This is a genomic window from Paenibacillus chungangensis (genome assembly GCF_042675905.1).
Lineage (GTDB): Bacteria > Bacillota > Bacilli > Paenibacillales > Paenibacillaceae > Pristimantibacillus > Pristimantibacillus chungangensis.
This window is the reverse complement of the sequence record NZ_JBHTJZ010000004.1, coordinates 276510-292584: the sequence shown is the minus strand read 5'-3', so window position 1 is coordinate 292584 and position 16075 is coordinate 276510. Positions and strand designations below refer to the sequence as shown.

General features: G+C 53.3%; 11 protein-coding genes. 1 reads left to right on the top strand and 10 read right to left on the bottom strand.

All coding sequences use genetic code 11. The features are described 5' to 3' along the window. The first annotated feature begins 8 nt into the window (after positions 1–8). Entirely contained in the window at positions 9–938 is a 930-nt protein-coding gene (locus ACFQ2I_RS01975) for an AraC family transcriptional regulator (protein ID WP_377561799.1), read from the top strand. Between the two features lie 507 nt (positions 939–1445). Here ACFQ2I_RS01975 and ACFQ2I_RS01970 read toward each other — a convergent pair. From ACFQ2I_RS01970 to ACFQ2I_RS01925, 10 genes are all read right to left on the bottom strand, one after another. After that, positions 1446–2228: a phytanoyl-CoA dioxygenase family protein gene (locus tag ACFQ2I_RS01970; protein WP_377561798.1), complete on the bottom strand. Its 783-nt coding sequence runs from the start codon at positions 2226–2228 to the stop codon at positions 1446–1448. Between the two features lie 431 nt (positions 2229–2659). Continuing rightward, the gene (locus ACFQ2I_RS01965) at positions 2660–3391 is read right to left on the bottom strand and encodes a ThuA domain-containing protein (RefSeq protein WP_377561797.1); all 732 of its coding nucleotides are present in this window, start codon (positions 3389–3391) and stop codon (positions 2660–2662) included. Between the two features lie 137 nt (positions 3392–3528). Next, positions 3529–4449 (bottom strand): ROK family protein, encoded by a 921-nt coding sequence (locus tag ACFQ2I_RS01960; protein ID WP_377561796.1) that lies wholly within the window; start codon positions 4447–4449, stop codon positions 3529–3531. Beyond that, complete coding sequence (locus ACFQ2I_RS01955) at positions 4439–6223, bottom strand: class I mannose-6-phosphate isomerase (RefSeq protein WP_377561795.1); 1785 nt, start codon at positions 6221–6223, stop codon at positions 4439–4441. The genes ACFQ2I_RS01960 and ACFQ2I_RS01955 overlap by 11 nt, the downstream gene beginning before the upstream one ends. A 42-nt stretch (positions 6224–6265) precedes the next feature. Continuing rightward, positions 6266–7594 (bottom strand): glycoside hydrolase family 125 protein, encoded by a 1329-nt coding sequence (locus ACFQ2I_RS01950; protein WP_377561793.1) that lies wholly within the window; start codon positions 7592–7594, stop codon positions 6266–6268. An 8-nt stretch (positions 7595–7602) separates the two neighbouring features. Continuing rightward, positions 7603–9921, bottom strand: coding sequence for a glycoside hydrolase family 3 N-terminal domain-containing protein (locus ACFQ2I_RS01945; RefSeq protein ID WP_377561792.1), 2319 nt, complete (start codon positions 9919–9921; stop codon positions 7603–7605). A gap of 32 nt (positions 9922–9953) precedes the next feature. After that, positions 9954–12416, bottom strand: a complete 2463-nt coding sequence (locus ACFQ2I_RS01940; RefSeq protein WP_377561791.1) for a glycoside hydrolase family 38 N-terminal domain-containing protein — start codon at positions 12414–12416, stop codon at positions 9954–9956. 30 nt (positions 12417–12446) lie between these two features. Continuing rightward, positions 12447–13331: a carbohydrate ABC transporter permease gene (locus ACFQ2I_RS01935; RefSeq protein ID WP_377561789.1), complete on the bottom strand. Its 885-nt coding sequence runs from the start codon at positions 13329–13331 to the stop codon at positions 12447–12449. A gap of 18 nt (positions 13332–13349) precedes the next feature. Continuing rightward, positions 13350–14207, bottom strand: coding sequence for an ABC transporter permease (locus ACFQ2I_RS01930; protein WP_377561949.1), 858 nt, complete (start codon positions 14205–14207; stop codon positions 13350–13352). 120 nt (positions 14208–14327) lie between these two features. Next, positions 14328–16001, bottom strand: a complete 1674-nt coding sequence (locus ACFQ2I_RS01925) for an extracellular solute-binding protein (protein ID WP_377561788.1) — start codon at positions 15999–16001, stop codon at positions 14328–14330. Between the last annotated feature and the right edge of the window lie 74 nt (positions 16002–16075).

Genomic DNA, 16075 nt, shown 5'->3' with positions numbered 1-16075 from the left:
GGTTGAAGATGACAAGCGACACTTCATTCAGACATCCCAACATCAGACTCTACAACCCTGCCGAATTCTCTCCCAGCATACATTGGTCTGAACATCAATACGTCCCGCATAATTTCAAAGGCGATGTTCGAAGATTGTACGATTATGAGCTCATGTACGTCTATTCCGGCACAATGACTGTTGCATTCGAGGATATGTCAGAGCCGATCCGGTATGAAGCGGGCGATCTCCTCATTCTTGCCCCCGCGTTGCGCCACAGCATACATCTTAATTCACAATCGGATTCGCTTGTCCATCTGCTCGGCATTCACTTCGACTTGTACGACGAGCTTGACATCACGATTGACCGGGATATGGTCGTATCCGAAGAGGAGGTACATCCCGAACGCTTCTGCTATTGGCCCGTCCATGAAGGAGAAGACCGTCTTCCCGTATTCGCCAGATGCTATCGCTCTATCCCTCCCGATATCGTACAGGCGATGGAAGAGATCGCCGATGAGCATAAGCTGAAGAAGCCGGGTCATCAAGTAGCATGCCGAGGATACATGCTGATCATATTGACCGCCATCTCCAGACTGCAGCAGGATAACAAACGCAACGCCGCGGCCTTCTACCGCGATCAGTTGCTCGAGCTCGTTCATGACATGCAGAATCAGATCCACCTGCCTTACCCGAATGCCACTTTGGCTGCTCAGCTGAATGTGAGCGAGGACCATTTTATCCGTTTGTTCAAAATGACCTTCGCCCTGTCGCCTCAGCAATTCCTGCAGCACATACGCCATCAGTCGGCCAAACGTCTGCTGCGCGAAACGAAACAGTCCATCCAGCAGATCGGGGAGCAGGTCGGCTATGAGGACATTCACAACTTCAGCCATGTGTTCAAAAAGTGGCAAGGTGTATCGCCAAGGGAATACCGTAATACGCACAGCATTTTGTAACGAAGCGAACGGAAGACCTCTTGTCCACTGCAGACAGAGGCCTTCCGTTATACACCTTACGGTCATTCATTGAACTGGATTTCATGTCATTATGTCCATTGAACTTCTCCTGCTTGTCGCCAACAACTGGATTCCGTGCTACTCAATCGGCCGATGATTATGAACCTGTGCCATATAGCCTCATTCAACTGTACTTATTCCACTTGCGGCAGTGAGAACGACGCATTCAACTTCAATAGTGGCATAAAATCCAATTAACAGTTTCCGCCTCCACCTCTGAATCTTCTCCTTCACCTACACCCACAACCTTATCCACAATTCATCCACATATCCGTTTGATATATCCACATAATTTTATGCGGTTATCCACAGACTCGATCAAATCATACCCTGTTTCCAAGTGTGCAAAGGAGCAGCTCCGGGAAGATGTCCGCTTATCTCTTCCCAAAACTACTCCTTCGTCCTAGTTCAGCCGTCCATGCTTCCCTAGAAGGAAGGTCGCTAAGTTCAAGCCAGCTTCGGGAACAATCCTCCCTTCAATGCCTCACCGCTAGCCAGTCCCAAGCCGTCGGTGCAGGCATGCCCTGCTCCACTGTACGTTGTGCCATCCTCCATAAACACAATGGCAAGTGCTCTTCGAGGTCGCTCCGTCGTATTGGCGTGGGCGTAGTGGAAGGTCAGTCCATCATGGAACGTGCAGCTTCCCGCCTTCATTTTGACGATAGCCGCGGAATTGCGATCCACTTCCTTCGCTCCTTCGTCGGCGAACAAATCTTGAGGATCTACGAGATCAATCGTTCTTAAATTGCGAATACGCTGCGACTTGGGCACAAACATCATACAGCCGTTGCGCTCGTCGACATCGTCTAGTGCGATCCATATTGACATGGCCCGAGCTTCATTCATCGGCCAATACGGCCAATCCTGATGCCACGCTGTCGGCTTGGAGTCTCCCGGCATCTTGAATAGCGCATGATCGTGGAACAATCGCACGCCATTATAACCAGAGAGCTGCCTCGCTACATCCGCGAAGCGGCTCGACAAGACGAATCGGGCCATTCCGCCATGATCGCGCCACGTATTCACCCGCTGATTGAGCACCCGATAGTAACCACTGCCTTCGCTGGATGTCTGCAACGACCTGCCTCCGTCAGCCCCCATCACTTCATCAAGCGCCTCGCGCAGCTCTTCCAGCTCAGCAGGCGATAAAATATTGTCCACCTGTACGAATCCATTCTCCCGATAGTATCGAATATGTTCCTCCGTTACTTCTATCCCGCTATCCAGCATTTGCGCTTCCTCCTTCATTAACTTGGTATTGATGTCTCTAATGTACCGTTCTCCACAACTAAAATTCTTGGAGAATGCGCTAATCAAGTAGGGTGATCCGCCAAAAGTTATGCCCAGTATGTCTTTCATTCAAATCACAAATCCAAGTCATCCACAAAAGATATGCACATATTACTCACATTATCCACTATCTTATTCACAAATGAATTTGTTTTGTCCACAAATCAAAATGATTTATACACAAATCATCAACCACTTATCCACAAATTCACAAGTGAATATCCTCTAATCCAGATTCCAGACTTAGCATCGACTTGTACACACTCTTTCCGAGCACCAACCGATGCCACACGCCATTCATACACAGCACAAAAAAACTCCAATCGAGCGCTGAACACTCAATCGGAGTTTTCTTCAAATGCTGCTACTAATTAGCCTTCGTTTGTAATCGGCTCAAGAGGCTGCGCATTGCCATAGACCGGCTTTTCGCGCTTCGTCGGAGCTGCCCAACGCGCCGCATTGGAAATAACGCGTCTTACTTCCTCCTGATAATATGTCGGATAAGTCTCATGCCCCGGTCTGAAGTAGAAGATCTTGCCTTGGCCGCGATGGAAGCAGCAGCCGCTACGGAACAACTCTCCGCCCTGGAACCAACTGGCGAATACCAGATGATCCGGCTCCGGAATGTCGAAGTGCTCGCCGTACATTTCTTCATGCTCAATTTCGAAGTATTCTCCGATGCCTTCCGCGATTGGATGGCCCGGCGACACGACCCAGATACGCTCCTTCTCGCCCGCTTCCCGCCATTTCAGATCGCAAGTCGTGCCCATCAGCTTCTTGAACACTTTGGAGAAATGACCGGAGTGCAGGACGACAAGTCCCATTCCTTCCAGCACGCGCCTGCAGACCCGTTCCACAATCTCGTCCTGCACATCGCCATGGGCGCTATGTCCCCACCAGAGCAGCACATCCGTGTTCGCCAGCTTCTCCTCCGTCAGGCCGTGCTCAGGCTCGTCCAGCGTAGCATAGGATACGTTGAACCTGTCGTCGAAGCTGCCGCCAATCGCCATATGAAGGCCGTCTGGATATACTTTGCGAACCGCTTCGTTCTGCTTTTCGTGCCTGAATTCGTTCCACACGGTTACATTCAACTGATTTGCCATGCTTTTCATCTCCCCTATGGTTCGATTTTCCTTATACTATACCAATAGCGAGGCGAAAAGCGAATGCTTAAGTTTGTCTCATTTATATTCGATTTTGTTGTCTGATCCGCTACAGGCGAATCATATGCAATAACTGGCTATAGAAACATGCGGGACGCTCCGATGAAGGTATGGTACAGAGCATCCTCCAACGCCTCCACGACGATATAACACTTCCCTGTCTGTAAGCCTTGCTGAAGCCCTTCGTCAAATAGGTCCAGACTGCCAGCGATCTGCCCGCCTATGACGAGCCGTTCCGCGGAGAATTGCCTCATAAAAGGAGCGAGGAAGGAACCGAGCTCGAGACCAAAGGACCAGAACAGCTCACATGCGCGCGCGTCGCCGCGCCGGGCAAGCTCGGCATACTCCTTCACATCATACCCGTCATCAGAATATCCCGCCTCCCGGAACAACGCAAGGATGCCGCGCCGGGAGAAGCAATGATCGGCGATACCCTCCCCGTGCGGCAAGCCGAACAAATACCCGTCAGCTGGCACTGATGGCCCCTTCGTCACCAGCTTGCCGCGATCGATGAAGCAGGAGCCGATTCCCGTTCCCAGTGTAATTACCGCCAAGCGTTCATCCGGAAACCGGACGGAAGCGCCTAGTCCGAACAATCGGGCATCGTTCTGAAACACGACTTTGAATTGTCGGGCTGGCTGAGTCCGATCAAAAGCATGCAACTCTTCCAGCAGCCTCTCCCTCACATTGACGCCATACAGCGATTCGAACTTGTCCAGACCACGAATCCAGCAAGTCCCCTCATCGTAATCGAACGGTCCCGGGAAAGCCAGGCCGACGCAGAGCTCATCAGGCAAATTTCGTTGCGTCAGCTGCACATATTGTCGCAGCAAATCCGTTACAATCGCCGCCAATTGGCCGATAATGACCGCCGCCGGCTCCTTCCCATAAGAGGGATAGTGCGTCAGCGTATGCCTCAGCACTTCTCCCCTCTCCACTACGCATGCCTTGACAGAGGTCCCTCCGACATCCATCGCCAGTACTAGCTTATCCTTCAAGCAGGCTCACATCCCAAGCGGGAGACACTCCCGCTTTCACAAGCTTGCACGGCGCGTCCGTCATATTGACGATTTTGTACGCTCCGAACACCGACGGTATAATGTAAGATTCCGCGTAATTCAGCTCCACGAACACCGACTCGTCCTTGCAGGATTCGATACGCACGCGTTCGCCCTCCACCAGATTATACATGACGAATTCCCCATTCGTGTTGGCATGCCACACTGTTTGAAGATGTACGCGATTGACATAGAATAGCAAGTCATCGTGCTGTCCCAGGCTATACTCCTCATTATCCCCTTGTCGATCGACCAGCTTGGGCTCCGGGATCAGATTGTCCTTCACCCATACCCTCGATTTATCGAAGTCAATATTGCGGAAGCCGTGATCAACGTTGATGGGGCGAGGCTTGCCGTCCAGATCCTTGCGCAGATAATCGTAAATTTTGAAGGTGAACCACCACGTCGTGGACGAAATCTCGAGAACCAGATTGTCCTTGCCGGAACAATGTACCATTCCAGGAGGAATCAGGAACAGATCGCCTTTCTTGGCATCCCATTCATTGACATAGTTCGTGAACGCCATAGGAACGCCGCTCTCCTGCGCCCCTTCCACAGCCTCAAGAAATTGCTCCTTCGTCGTCCCTTCCGTCATCCCCAGATAGACCTTGGCTTCATTCTTCAAATCCATAATGTAGTACGATTCCTGCTGCGTCATGAACTCATTGAACGTCTCCCGCACATACTCCTGCTTCGGATGAACCTGGCATGACAGATTATCCCCGTCCATCGTATCCAGGAAGTCGAAGCGTACGGGGAAGTAGTCTCCGAACAAGGAAACGGCGCGCGCTCCCATGATCGCCTCGTACTCTAACGCCATGACGATCAGGAACGGAACCTCGATTCGATCTTCGCCGCATCCGATAAGGATGGAATTCTCCGGTGCAATCGGTTCGAAGCCCCATGCGCAGTTCACCCATTCCTTCGGCAGATCCGCCAGCTTCTTCAGATACTGGCCGCCCCATACGCCGGGCGCGAAGAACGGCTTGACACGCAGAGGTGACAGGGCAATATCTTTAATCATCCTTTGCAAATGCTCGCCCGATACGATGACCGGATACGCCGGCTGGTTCATATCGATATAATAGTGAATGCTCGGCCATAGCGTTTTGCGGTAGTTTTCCAGAATCGGCCATTCTACGAAATAACAAATCTTGTACTTCTCCACCGCATCCTTGTTCCAGGTCATGCCGAAATTTAGTAGTTGCTTCTTATGCTCAACCTGTTGGTACTCTCTCGAGACGTCTGCATACAGTACGAGCGCTTCCCGCCCGCCGGCTAGCCAATGCGCGCCGGGACCGAATAGCAGCTGAACCTCCGCAGCATCTCCTTCGTCCATTCGCTTCGCTGCTTCAGCTCTGGCGTTATCGTGGAAGTAATCGGCGATTGCCCCCTCGACGACGTAACCGAAGGCGCGATTATCGGTAATATTGTCTGCGAATTGCTCCCGCAGCTGCTCACCTGACTTCAGATAACCTGCCGTGCTTTGAACGTTGACCTTGCGGCCTTCCTTCTCCATGAGGGCTACCGCTTGCCGCACAAGACGTTGAAACTCCGCTCCATGGGTGCCGTCTATGACGATACACGCCGGTGAATCGCTGTGTCCGTGAATATAATCCAGCATCTTACCGCAGACGGCTTCATATCCTTTCGCAAGCGGTGCAGCCGAGAATGCTTCTCTGCGAACGGGGTTTACTGGATATTTGTTGAACATATTCCGTCACTCCTTCTGCTGTATCCAGCCTGTCTTCATTCATTATGATTTATCCAAAAGTCCCTTCTGGAGCGCCTTCCATACCAGCTGCGCGAACTGGCTGTTCGACCAGGCGAACCAGTCGCGAGTGAACCGGGTCGGATCATCCTTATGGAATGCTTCATGCATATAACCCGTGTCGGCATCTGTCGCCTCCAGCAGCTCGATCATCTGCAGCATTTCCTTGTCGTCGGACGCAGTCAAGCCCTGCATAGAGTACGCCAGCGGCCATACGTAATCCGGCGGCGTATGAGGGCTTCCTATGCCGCTTATCCGTTCTCCCTTATAATAGTAAGGATTGTCCTCACTGAAAATAAATGCGCGCGTATTCGTATAAATCGGATCATCCGCCGCCGCGTAGCCGATGTACGGAATAGACAGGAGGCTTGGCGTACCCGCGTCATCCATTAGTACATGATTGCCGAAGCCGTCCGTCTCGAAAGCGTATATGCGGCCATGCTTCGGATGATCAACAATGCCGTACAAGGCGATGGCGTGTTCAATCTCTTCTTCCATAGCTGCCATCGCCGCTGTCAGAGACTCGTCCCGATACACGTCGCGTACAACCTCCTGCATCTGGCGAAGCGTCACGACAGCGAGCATATTGGACGGGATGCTGAAGTGAAAGTCGCAGGCATCGTCGCTAGGCCGGAAGCCGGACCAGATCATGCCCGTGTCGTTCACCGGCATGCCCCGCCCCTGCTTTCTCAACGTATCGATCATTATGCCGTTATGCCGCTGGAACCGGTACCCGGAGCGTTCGGCATGTTGCTGCTCGATCTGCCATACATTCAACATGCTCTTCAAGGCAGTCTTAAAGCTATCGTCGAATATAGTCGTTCGCTTCGTCTTCTTCCAATAATGGTAGGCCAGCCGGAACGAGAAGCACATGGAATCCAATTCGAACTTACGCTCCCATACCCAAGGAGACATCTCCGTCTCGTCGGATGCATTCCAGTGCCAGTCATTCGCCGTCTCATTGAACGCATTGGCATAGGGATCGATGCCAATGTAGAACATATGGCGCTTGATTACCCCCTCCAGAATGCGCTGCAATTGCTCGTCTTCTCTAGCGAACGGCACATAATGAATGACTTGCTCTACGGAGTCTCTCAGCCACATAGCGGGAATATCTCCCGTCAGTACAAAGGTCGTTCCATCCTCCAGCAGCTTCGTTGTCGTCTCCAGCGTATTCGGAAAGCAATTCCGGAACAGCCGGCTCAGCTTCGGACGGTGAGCAAGGCGTCGCTCCGCCTCTGCGATAGCTTCTTCGACCGCTTGTGGCAACGGTAAGTGGGGAATATCAATTTGCGGCAGTCGATGCTCTTTCATAGTAATCGCTACTCCTTTATCTGCTCCTGATTGTCAATCTCTACATACAATTCGACTTTCAGACATTGATCCGCTTGTCCGCCTACTTCGATGACGAACAATCCGGGCTCCACAAGCCATTGATAGTTGGCTCCGACGAATTGAAGCTCTTCACTTGTTATCTCGAACGAGACAGGTACGGTTGCGCCAGGCTCCAAGTAAATTTTGCGGAACCCCTTCAGCTCCTTCGCAGGTCTGGCTACAGAGCTGTAGACGTCGCTCACGTATAACTGCACCACTTCGTGTCCGGCCCGCTCTCCTGTATTGCTGACTTCGACAGTGACAGTGCAGCTTTCTTCCGGGTTCATGCTCGACTTGCTCAGCTTAAGGTCGCTATAACGGAATGTGGTGTAGCTTAAGCCATAGCCGAACGAATAACGCGGCGCCAAGTCCATCTCGACATACCGCTTGCCCTTCGTCCGCTTGGCGGAATAGCTAATCGGAAGCTGGCCGACATGCTTCGGAATCGAGAGCGCAAGCCTCCCCGATGGATTATAGTCTCCGAACAGCACATCGGCGATCGCATGTCCGCCTTGCTGACCGGGGTACCAGGCTTCGACGATCGCATCGGCATGCTCGTCCACCCACGGCTCGATAATCGGGCGGCCATTAATGTAGACGACGATCAGCATCTTGCCCAGCGCATGAAGCTCCTGAAGCAGCTCCAGCTGCACGCCGGACAGGCCAAGCTCGGCACGGTCGAATCCTTCTCCGCAATCCATGTCGCTCAAGCCGGAACGATCTGTAATGACGGCGGCCCCTGTCTTCAGATCGATCGTTCCTTCACCGAAGTCCCGGGCGCTGGAGCCGCCGACGACGGCAATGACGGTATCGGCTTGCTTCGCGCACTGCAGAGCATGTGCGAACCCCTCCTTCGACGGATCCTTGATGCGGCAGCCCGGCGCGTACAGCACTTCGTTCGCTCCCGCTGCCCGCTGCCTGATACCATCCAGAGCGGTAACGATCTCCTCACGCCTCTGAGGCGATGTATAATCGCCAAGCTGATTATAGGCATTATCCGCGTTCGGCCCAATCACGGCCAGCTTGCCGGCTGCCGCCGACAGCGGCAGCGCCTGCTTGTTCTTGAGCAGCACGATGCCTTCTCGGGCCATCTCGCGGGCCAGACGGAGATGCTCCTCGCGGCCGATAACCTCTGCTGCACGGCCGGGATCGACATATGGACGCTCGAACAATCCCAATTCGAACTTTACGCGCAGCACCCGCTTCACAGCCTCATCGATATCATCCTCTGATAACTGTCCATCCTGTATAGCCTGCTCCAGATGCTTGCCGAAGCTGTCGCCCGACATCTCCATATCTACGCCCGCCAGCAGCGCCTGAACGGCGGCTTCCTGCTCCGTCTCTGCGGTATGGTGGCCGCTATGCAGCATATTGATTGCGCCGCAGTCCGTAATGACGAAGCCGTCGAAGCCCCATTGCCCGCGCAGAATCGTCGTCAGTAATTCCCGATTAGATGTGCACGGCACACCGTCGATCTCATTGTAAGCCGTCATCAGCGACATCGCGCCCGCCCGCACCGCTTTCCGGAATGGCAGCAAGTCCTTCTCCATCAGCTCTCGCCTGCCTATATGCACGGGAGCCGCATTGCGCCCCCCTTCAGAAGCGCCATAACCGGCGAAGTGCTTCAGTGTGGCCATGATCGAGCTCTCGGAATGAATGCCCTCCCCTTGCAGGCCTTGGACGGCAGCGACTCCCATCTCGCTAATCAGATAAGGATCTTCGCCGAATGTCTCCTCTGTCCGCCCCCAGCGGGGATCGCGAACAACATCCAACACAGGCGAATAAGTAGCCACTCCCCCCTGGGCACGCGTCTCGACTGCGATGACGCGGCATACATCCTGGTAAAGCTCTGTATTCCAGCTACTCGCCATGGCTAACGGAACGGGAAATACAGTGGCTCCGATCGCCATATGTCCGTGCGAGCATTCCTCTCCGAACAGAATCGGAATGCCAAGGCGCGTATGCTCGACCGCATATTGCTGAATTAAATTGACCGCCTCAGCGCCTTCCCGCGGAGAAAAGCCCGTCTCCAACGTTACGCCCGTCCAAGGGTCGGCGCGAAGCGCGCCGTATAATGAACCGACTCCCCCCTCACGCATAGCGGCAAGAAATTGTTCCTTCAGCCGAAGCTCGCCGTCGCTCGACCGTTCGTAGGCTTGCCAGCCGAAGGGCTGGATTAATTGTCCGATCTTCTCCCTAAGCGTCATGCGTTCCAGAAGATCGGCTACCCGTTCTTTGACCGTGCAGGACGCGTCCCTATACTTCATCGATCATACCTCCCTCCTTCGAGTCGCCTCACTTAGCGGACTCTCCATGCGAGAATGCCTGCGTTCATACTGCGGCAAGCTTCCAGCGCCGCCTCCGGCGTCGCCGCTCCGTCTCCCCATGCTACAAGGTATCGGAATTCGTAGAAGCCTCCCAATGTCGCTGCGAAGTTCGTCTCCCAATAGTTGTTCATGGCCCAGGAATAGAGATGGGCAGGCTCCTTCTCCAATCTCTCATCTCCGTTCAGCAAGCGGTAGCCGTGCTGAAGCGAACCGAGCTGAATGAGCGGCGTATCAGGCATCGCAATGGCCACGCCTGTCCCGTTCCCGACATAAGCTGCGCCTTCACCGATGCAATAATAATCCGCGAGGCTGCCCGGCAGCTGATCCACGCGCGGCCGGACGAGCGCGTTCACCTTGTCGATCCACAGCTCCGTTCCTTCCGTTGACTGAGGTCCGCCGAACGGGATGGAGATATAGAGATTCTCCGGGTCCCATACACTGTCCTTATGCATTCTAACCGCGACGTCTACACGAGGACGATCGGCATAAGCCGTGACAAGCAAGGAATAATGCGAGCAGCCGTTCACTTCATAGGTTAGCTGTACGGTTCCGTACACATCGCCTTGCATGATCACCTCCGCGCCCGTGAGCACTCCAACCGATATATCCGCATCCGGCCCTTTCCGATTGCGCCCCATCTTGCGCCGCACTTCATACATATCCTGCACTTTCGGAGCGCGGGTCACATCGTAGACCGGCGTGAAAGCTTGATGCAAGCGGTCCTCCCTCAGCAATTGCTTGCCGTCCTTCTTGTCGTACCAAGAAGTAATTCCTTCCCCCTTGCGCCAATCAATGCGTACATAAGGCGTATCGATATAAGTCGACGTCACCTTCCATGAATCAATACCCTTCGGCTGCGGAACATCGATATCCATCATGCGGTCCGAACCTACGTAGTCATTGCGATACGCCGTATTGCTCCGCTCCGCCTTCACCGGCTTGATCGCAATCACCTTCTCTTCGCCGGCCTCCAGTCTGACAGGCACGCTAATGATTACGCCGCGCGGCGCGATTCTAAGCTGAGCCTCATAGCTCTCGCCGCTCGTCTCGTCGCGCACCTCGAATCCTTCCTTAATCAGATCATGATGCCAGAATTCCATGATGAGATGGGCGCAGTCTTCTTGCGCATAGCCGTGAGGATTATGCAGCTTGAATCTCATAGGCCGATTCGGCGCCAGCAGCGCGTCTCCCCGCGCTTCCAGAATGTCATACAAGGCGCGGTGCGCCAATGTGCTGGCATTCGCCGCGAACGCTTCCTTGCGCAGCCCCAATTCCTGTACGAACGGATTCCACGGCTCCGTCACCGAGGAGTGGTAACCCCACGTATGCTCCGCGAACAGGGTAAGCTCATATTCCATCTGCTTGATTCGGTCTTGTGATATGATCTCGCCCTGCGGGTCCAGTCTTCTTACTTTCTGATAGACGCGCTGCGCTTCGCGGAATACCTGCACATGCTTCGGCGTAGAGCCTACACCATCCGTCCACCAATCGGGCCAATCGCCTCGATGAACGGGGATATCTTCGGGATGCCGCTCTGCATGCTCCCTAACAACGGCGAAGAACTCGTCGAGCGTGACCGGCTGAATCCGGATGTCTTCTCCATGCTTTCCGTTCCATTCATTGACGAAGTCCATCAGCTGCGCATTGGGCGATCCGTTGTCCGTCGGCAGTCCCGACAGCATGACCGGAGCGAACGGGAACGGATAACCGTCCTCCTGTAGCCGTTTCACATAGCGGGGGATGCGTACTTCCGCCATATCGAAGGTAACCCCTTGAGCGGTATCAATGACGAATTCATCCTTGATCGTATAGGAGCCGCCGAGGCCCGGCATCAGACCCAAGTCGTTCCCGAACACATAATGCTCCCCGTTCCACACGAGCAGCTTCTCGCCGCTTGGCAGCTCCCACCAGAAGGGCTGCTGCTTCTTCCACAGCGGATACATGGAATGATGCGTATGAATGCATGTGATCGCATTGCGAATGCCCGCGCTATGCAGCACATCGCCATACCCCCAGCCGAATCCCGTAATATCGGCGGTCATCGCCGATTCCACAGGCACTCCGATCGATTCGCCGTAGTCGCGGACTCGCGCGATCATCGACTCCAGCAGCTCCTTGCCGGTCAACTCGCTCATATTCAGATAGGTGCCCGACAACCCGATATCCCCGCGCCGCACGGCCCCCGCGAATGCTTCCCGCTCCTGCTCCGTCGCGCGCTCCAGGAACGATTCAATCGGCCAGAACGTCTCGCATACCCAGCGGAACCCCTTCCACTCCGGCCTTCTCCCGGATTCAATCTCCTGGAAGATCGCTAGCGCTTGACGGATGAAGTCGACATGATACTGCTGAATCTTCTCTTGCCGCTCTGTATAGCCGACATCGGTATGGGAATGATGGATGGCGTAGAGCGTCCATGGTTTTTTCACTTGTGTCATCATAGTCTCTCCTTCTAATAGGTATATCTGTTATTCCTTCACTCCGCCCAGCACCATGCCCGATACGAAGTACTTCTGAAGGAACGGGTAAAAGGCAAGGATGGGCAATGAGCCTACAAATATCTGCGCCGCCTTCACAGTCCGGTCAGATACGGTAGCGAGATTCGCCAGCTGCTCCGCGGACATATTGGTCAGACTGGACTGCACGATAACCGTCTGCAGATAGCTCGAAAGCGGATAATTATGCTGGGAATTCATCAGAACCAGCCCGTCGAACCAGGAGTTCCAATGTCCGACAATCGTAAACAGGCCGATTGTGGCAATGGACGGCATCGACAACGGCACATAGATGCGCCATAATGTCTTCCAATAGCCGGCGCCGTCTACGAATGCCGCCTCCTCAAGCTCCCTCGGCAAGCCTCTGAAAAAATTCAACAGCAGAATGACATTGAAGACGGGCACCGCCCCCGGTATAATCAGCGCCCATAACGAGTCGAGCAGCCCTGTTGACCGAATCGTCATATACCACGGAATCAGTCCGCCGTTGAACAAGATGGTGAACACGAAAAACCACGCGTAAATTGTTCTGAATTTCAGATCCCTGTTGCTCTTGGACAACGGATAAGCGATCAGAATAGACAACGTCATGCTAACCGCGGTGCCAATCAAGACGCGCTGTACCGTCACCCATAACGAGAGCAGGAACTCGCTCTTGGACAGCACGAACTCATAAGATTTGAACGTCAGCTCCTTGGGCCATAGCTTCACGATGCCCGCACTGGCAGCTACATTGGAGCTGAGCGAGACGGCCAAAATATGAATTAAAGGCACAAGGCAGAGCAGGGCCAGCGTAATGAGAAACGCATAGTTGAACAGATGGAATAATCTCGTCCCCATCGATTTCCCTTGTATCATAGCTTTCTCCCCTCTCCCTTAGAAAATCCGATAGTCCGCCACTTTATAGGCAAGCCAGTACGATACCGAGACGAGCATAAAAGAGATGAACGATTTGAACAAGCCCAGCGCAGTAGCGGCGCCGTATTGCATATCGATCAATCCGACCCGGTAAATTAACGTATCTACGATATCCCCGCTTTCATAGACTAACGGGCTATATAAATTAAATACTTGGTCGAACCCCGCATTTAATACATTTCCAAGACTTAATGTCGCCATCAGTACAATGACCGGCAGCATGCCGGGAATCGTAATATGCCATGTCTGCTTCCACCGATTGGCGCCGTCAATGACCGCCGCCTCATACAAGCTGGGATTGATCGTCGTCAGAGCGGCCAAATAAACGATGGTGCTGAAGCCGAATTCCTTCCAGATCTCCGATAAAATGAGTGTGAACGGGAACCAGTCGTTGTCGCCGAGGAAGAAGATAGGCTCGATCGAGAACAAGCCCAGGAACTGATTCACAAGCCCTGTTGAAGGCGAAAGAATGTCGATCAGCACACCTCCTAGGATGACCCACGACAGGAAATGGGGAAGATAAATGAGTGTTTGCACCCATCGCTTCACGAATCGTTTGCCCACTTCATTCAGCAGAATGGCGATCGTAATCGGGACAACAAGGCCGAAACCGATTTTCATAATCGCGATAAAGACGGTATTCCAGAGCACTTGATAGAAATCAGGCATATTGAACAAATATTCAAAATTTTTCATGCCTACCCACTTGGAATGCAGCAAGCCTTTCGTCGGAATATACTTTTGGAATGCCATGATAATGCCAAGCATGGGAATGTAGCTATAGATGAACACAATGACAATGCCCGGTATGAGCATCAAATGTAGCGGAAGCTGCTTACCAACGGCTTTTCTCAACAAGATGTCCACTTCCTTATCCAGCTTTTGGAATGGGGAAGGGGCAAGCTGATGTTATCCTCTCGCCCCTGCTCTCCGTTCTTATTTTTGTGATGCGTTCCACTCATTGACTTCTTGCGTAATTTGATCGCCGCCAAGCTTCTTCCAGTCCTCTACGAACTTGTCGAATTGATCCAGCGGAAGCGCACCGTATATAATTTTTGTGAACGTTTCTGTCTCCATCTTGTCCAGCGTCGCTCGCTTCTCGCCCATCGTATCGGTCGGCGCTCCGCCGTAGCCTTCCGCTATGATCTTGCCTTCGTCCGTCAGCTGCTGAAGTACGACCATTGCGCCTTCCGGACCGCTTTGGTACGTTTCACCATAGAAGTTGAGATCGCCGCCGTCCCGGTAAGCCAACACTTTGTCATACGTTGATTTCTCCTCCGGATTCAGTCCGGCCGGATCACCCTTCTCAAGAGCCGCCGCTACGTTCTGTGCGCGCTTCAAATCCTTGTCCGGGGCGAACAAATCGATCAGCGAGTATTTGGCTGTGGAGATGCCTTCTCCATCCACGCCATACTTCAAGTAATCGGCCGTCTCGCCGTACAGCTTCTCCAGGAATAAATTCGCCATCTTAACCGCAACTTCCGGATGGTCCATATCCTTCTTCACCACATAATAGAACGATGCGCCGAACGGCATCTGCACTGTGGCATTGCCTCCATCAACAGATGGTATCGGATACGGACGCCACTCCGCCTCATTATTCTTCTTCTTATTGTCCTGAATCGGCCATTGCGAAGCCCAGCTCGGACCGAACAGCAGGCCAACGCGATCGCTGACGATCGATTCCGCCACCTTCGAACCATCCTTCACGCCGAACTCCTTGTCCAGTTGCCCCTTCTGATACAATTCGGCCAATACGCCAAGCGCGGTCTTCACTTCCGGCTGAATGCTGCCGTAGATCAGATTGCCGGAATCGTCCTTCTTCCAGATGCGGGGATGCGCGCCATAAGCATTGAAGAACCCGTTCAAGGAAGGATAACCGTTAATAATCTCCTTGCCCAGTGCAATGCCGAACGTATCCGCTTGCCCGTTGCCGTCCGGATCTCCTGTCGTGAACGCTTCCGACAGATTCAGCACTTCTTCCCATGTCGTCGGTTCAGGCAGGTTCATGGCACTCAGCCAATCGGTGCGCACCCACAGCACCGGCGTCTGAGCTCCGATCATCGGCTCTGTCTTGGGTATCGCGTACAGCTTCCCGTCGAATGTAGCGGATTGCAGCGCCATCTTGTCCTTATGGAATACGTCCTTGACCGCCGGCGAAGCATACTTCTCGAATGCTTCCGTCAGGTCTTCCACCATGTCCGCCTCAACCAGCTGCTTCAGCTGCGAGGAATTGACCATCAGAATATCCGGAATCTCGCCCGAAGCAATAGACAGATTCAGCTTCTGGAAGTACTGCGCATCCGTCCCCTTCACGATCCAGTCATAGCTGAGATTGATCCCCATCTCTTGATAGAGCGATTCCCATGCGTTATCCGATTCTGACTGACCGTCCGGATAGACGACATCCTGCGTAATGAATCGCGCCGCTGTAACATCGATCGGCGGATCGTATTTACCGAACGGCTCAATTGCCGCTGAGTCATTACCCGGGCCATTACTGCTGTTGTCCTCAGCTTGCTTATTGTTTGCTTCTCCGCACGCAGTCAGTGTAAGCGACAGCGCAAGAACACTTGTCAGAATGAAACTAAAATGTCTTCTCCCCTTCATCGTGAACACTCCGTTTCAAGTAGTTTGTCTTTGCTACGCTTTCATTATAGAAGCTACCGAAGGGTGCGAACTAG

Excerpts from the sequence above, each read along its gene's own strand:
- ACFQ2I_RS01925 (WP_377561788.1), bottom strand. The coding sequence starts at position 16,001 with ATGAAGGGGAGAAGACATTTTAGTTTCATTCTGACAAGTGTTCTTGCG.
- ACFQ2I_RS01955 (WP_377561795.1), bottom strand. The coding sequence starts at position 6,223 with ATGTTCAACAAATATCCAGTAAACCCCGTTCGCAGAGAAGCATTCTCG.
- ACFQ2I_RS01935 (WP_377561789.1), bottom strand. The coding sequence starts at position 13,331 with ATGATACAAGGGAAATCGATGGGGACGAGATTATTCCATCTGTTCAAC.
- ACFQ2I_RS01965 (WP_377561797.1), bottom strand. The coding sequence starts at position 3,391 with ATGGCAAATCAGTTGAATGTAACCGTGTGGAACGAATTCAGGCACGAA.
- ACFQ2I_RS01950 (WP_377561793.1), bottom strand. The coding sequence starts at position 7,594 with ATGAAAGAGCATCGACTGCCGCAAATTGATATTCCCCACTTACCGTTG.
- ACFQ2I_RS01975 (WP_377561799.1), top strand. The coding sequence starts at position 9 with ATGACAAGCGACACTTCATTCAGACATCCCAACATCAGACTCTACAAC.
- ACFQ2I_RS01930 (WP_377561949.1), bottom strand. The coding sequence starts at position 14,207 with ATGCTCATACCGGGCATTGTCATTGTGTTCATCTATAGCTACATTCCC.
- ACFQ2I_RS01940 (WP_377561791.1), bottom strand. The coding sequence starts at position 12,416 with ATGACACAAGTGAAAAAACCATGGACGCTCTACGCCATCCATCATTCC.
- ACFQ2I_RS01970 (WP_377561798.1), bottom strand. The coding sequence starts at position 2,228 with ATGCTGGATAGCGGGATAGAAGTAACGGAGGAACATATTCGATACTAT.
- ACFQ2I_RS01945 (WP_377561792.1), bottom strand. The coding sequence starts at position 9,921 with ATGAAGTATAGGGACGCGTCCTGCACGGTCAAAGAACGGGTAGCCGAT.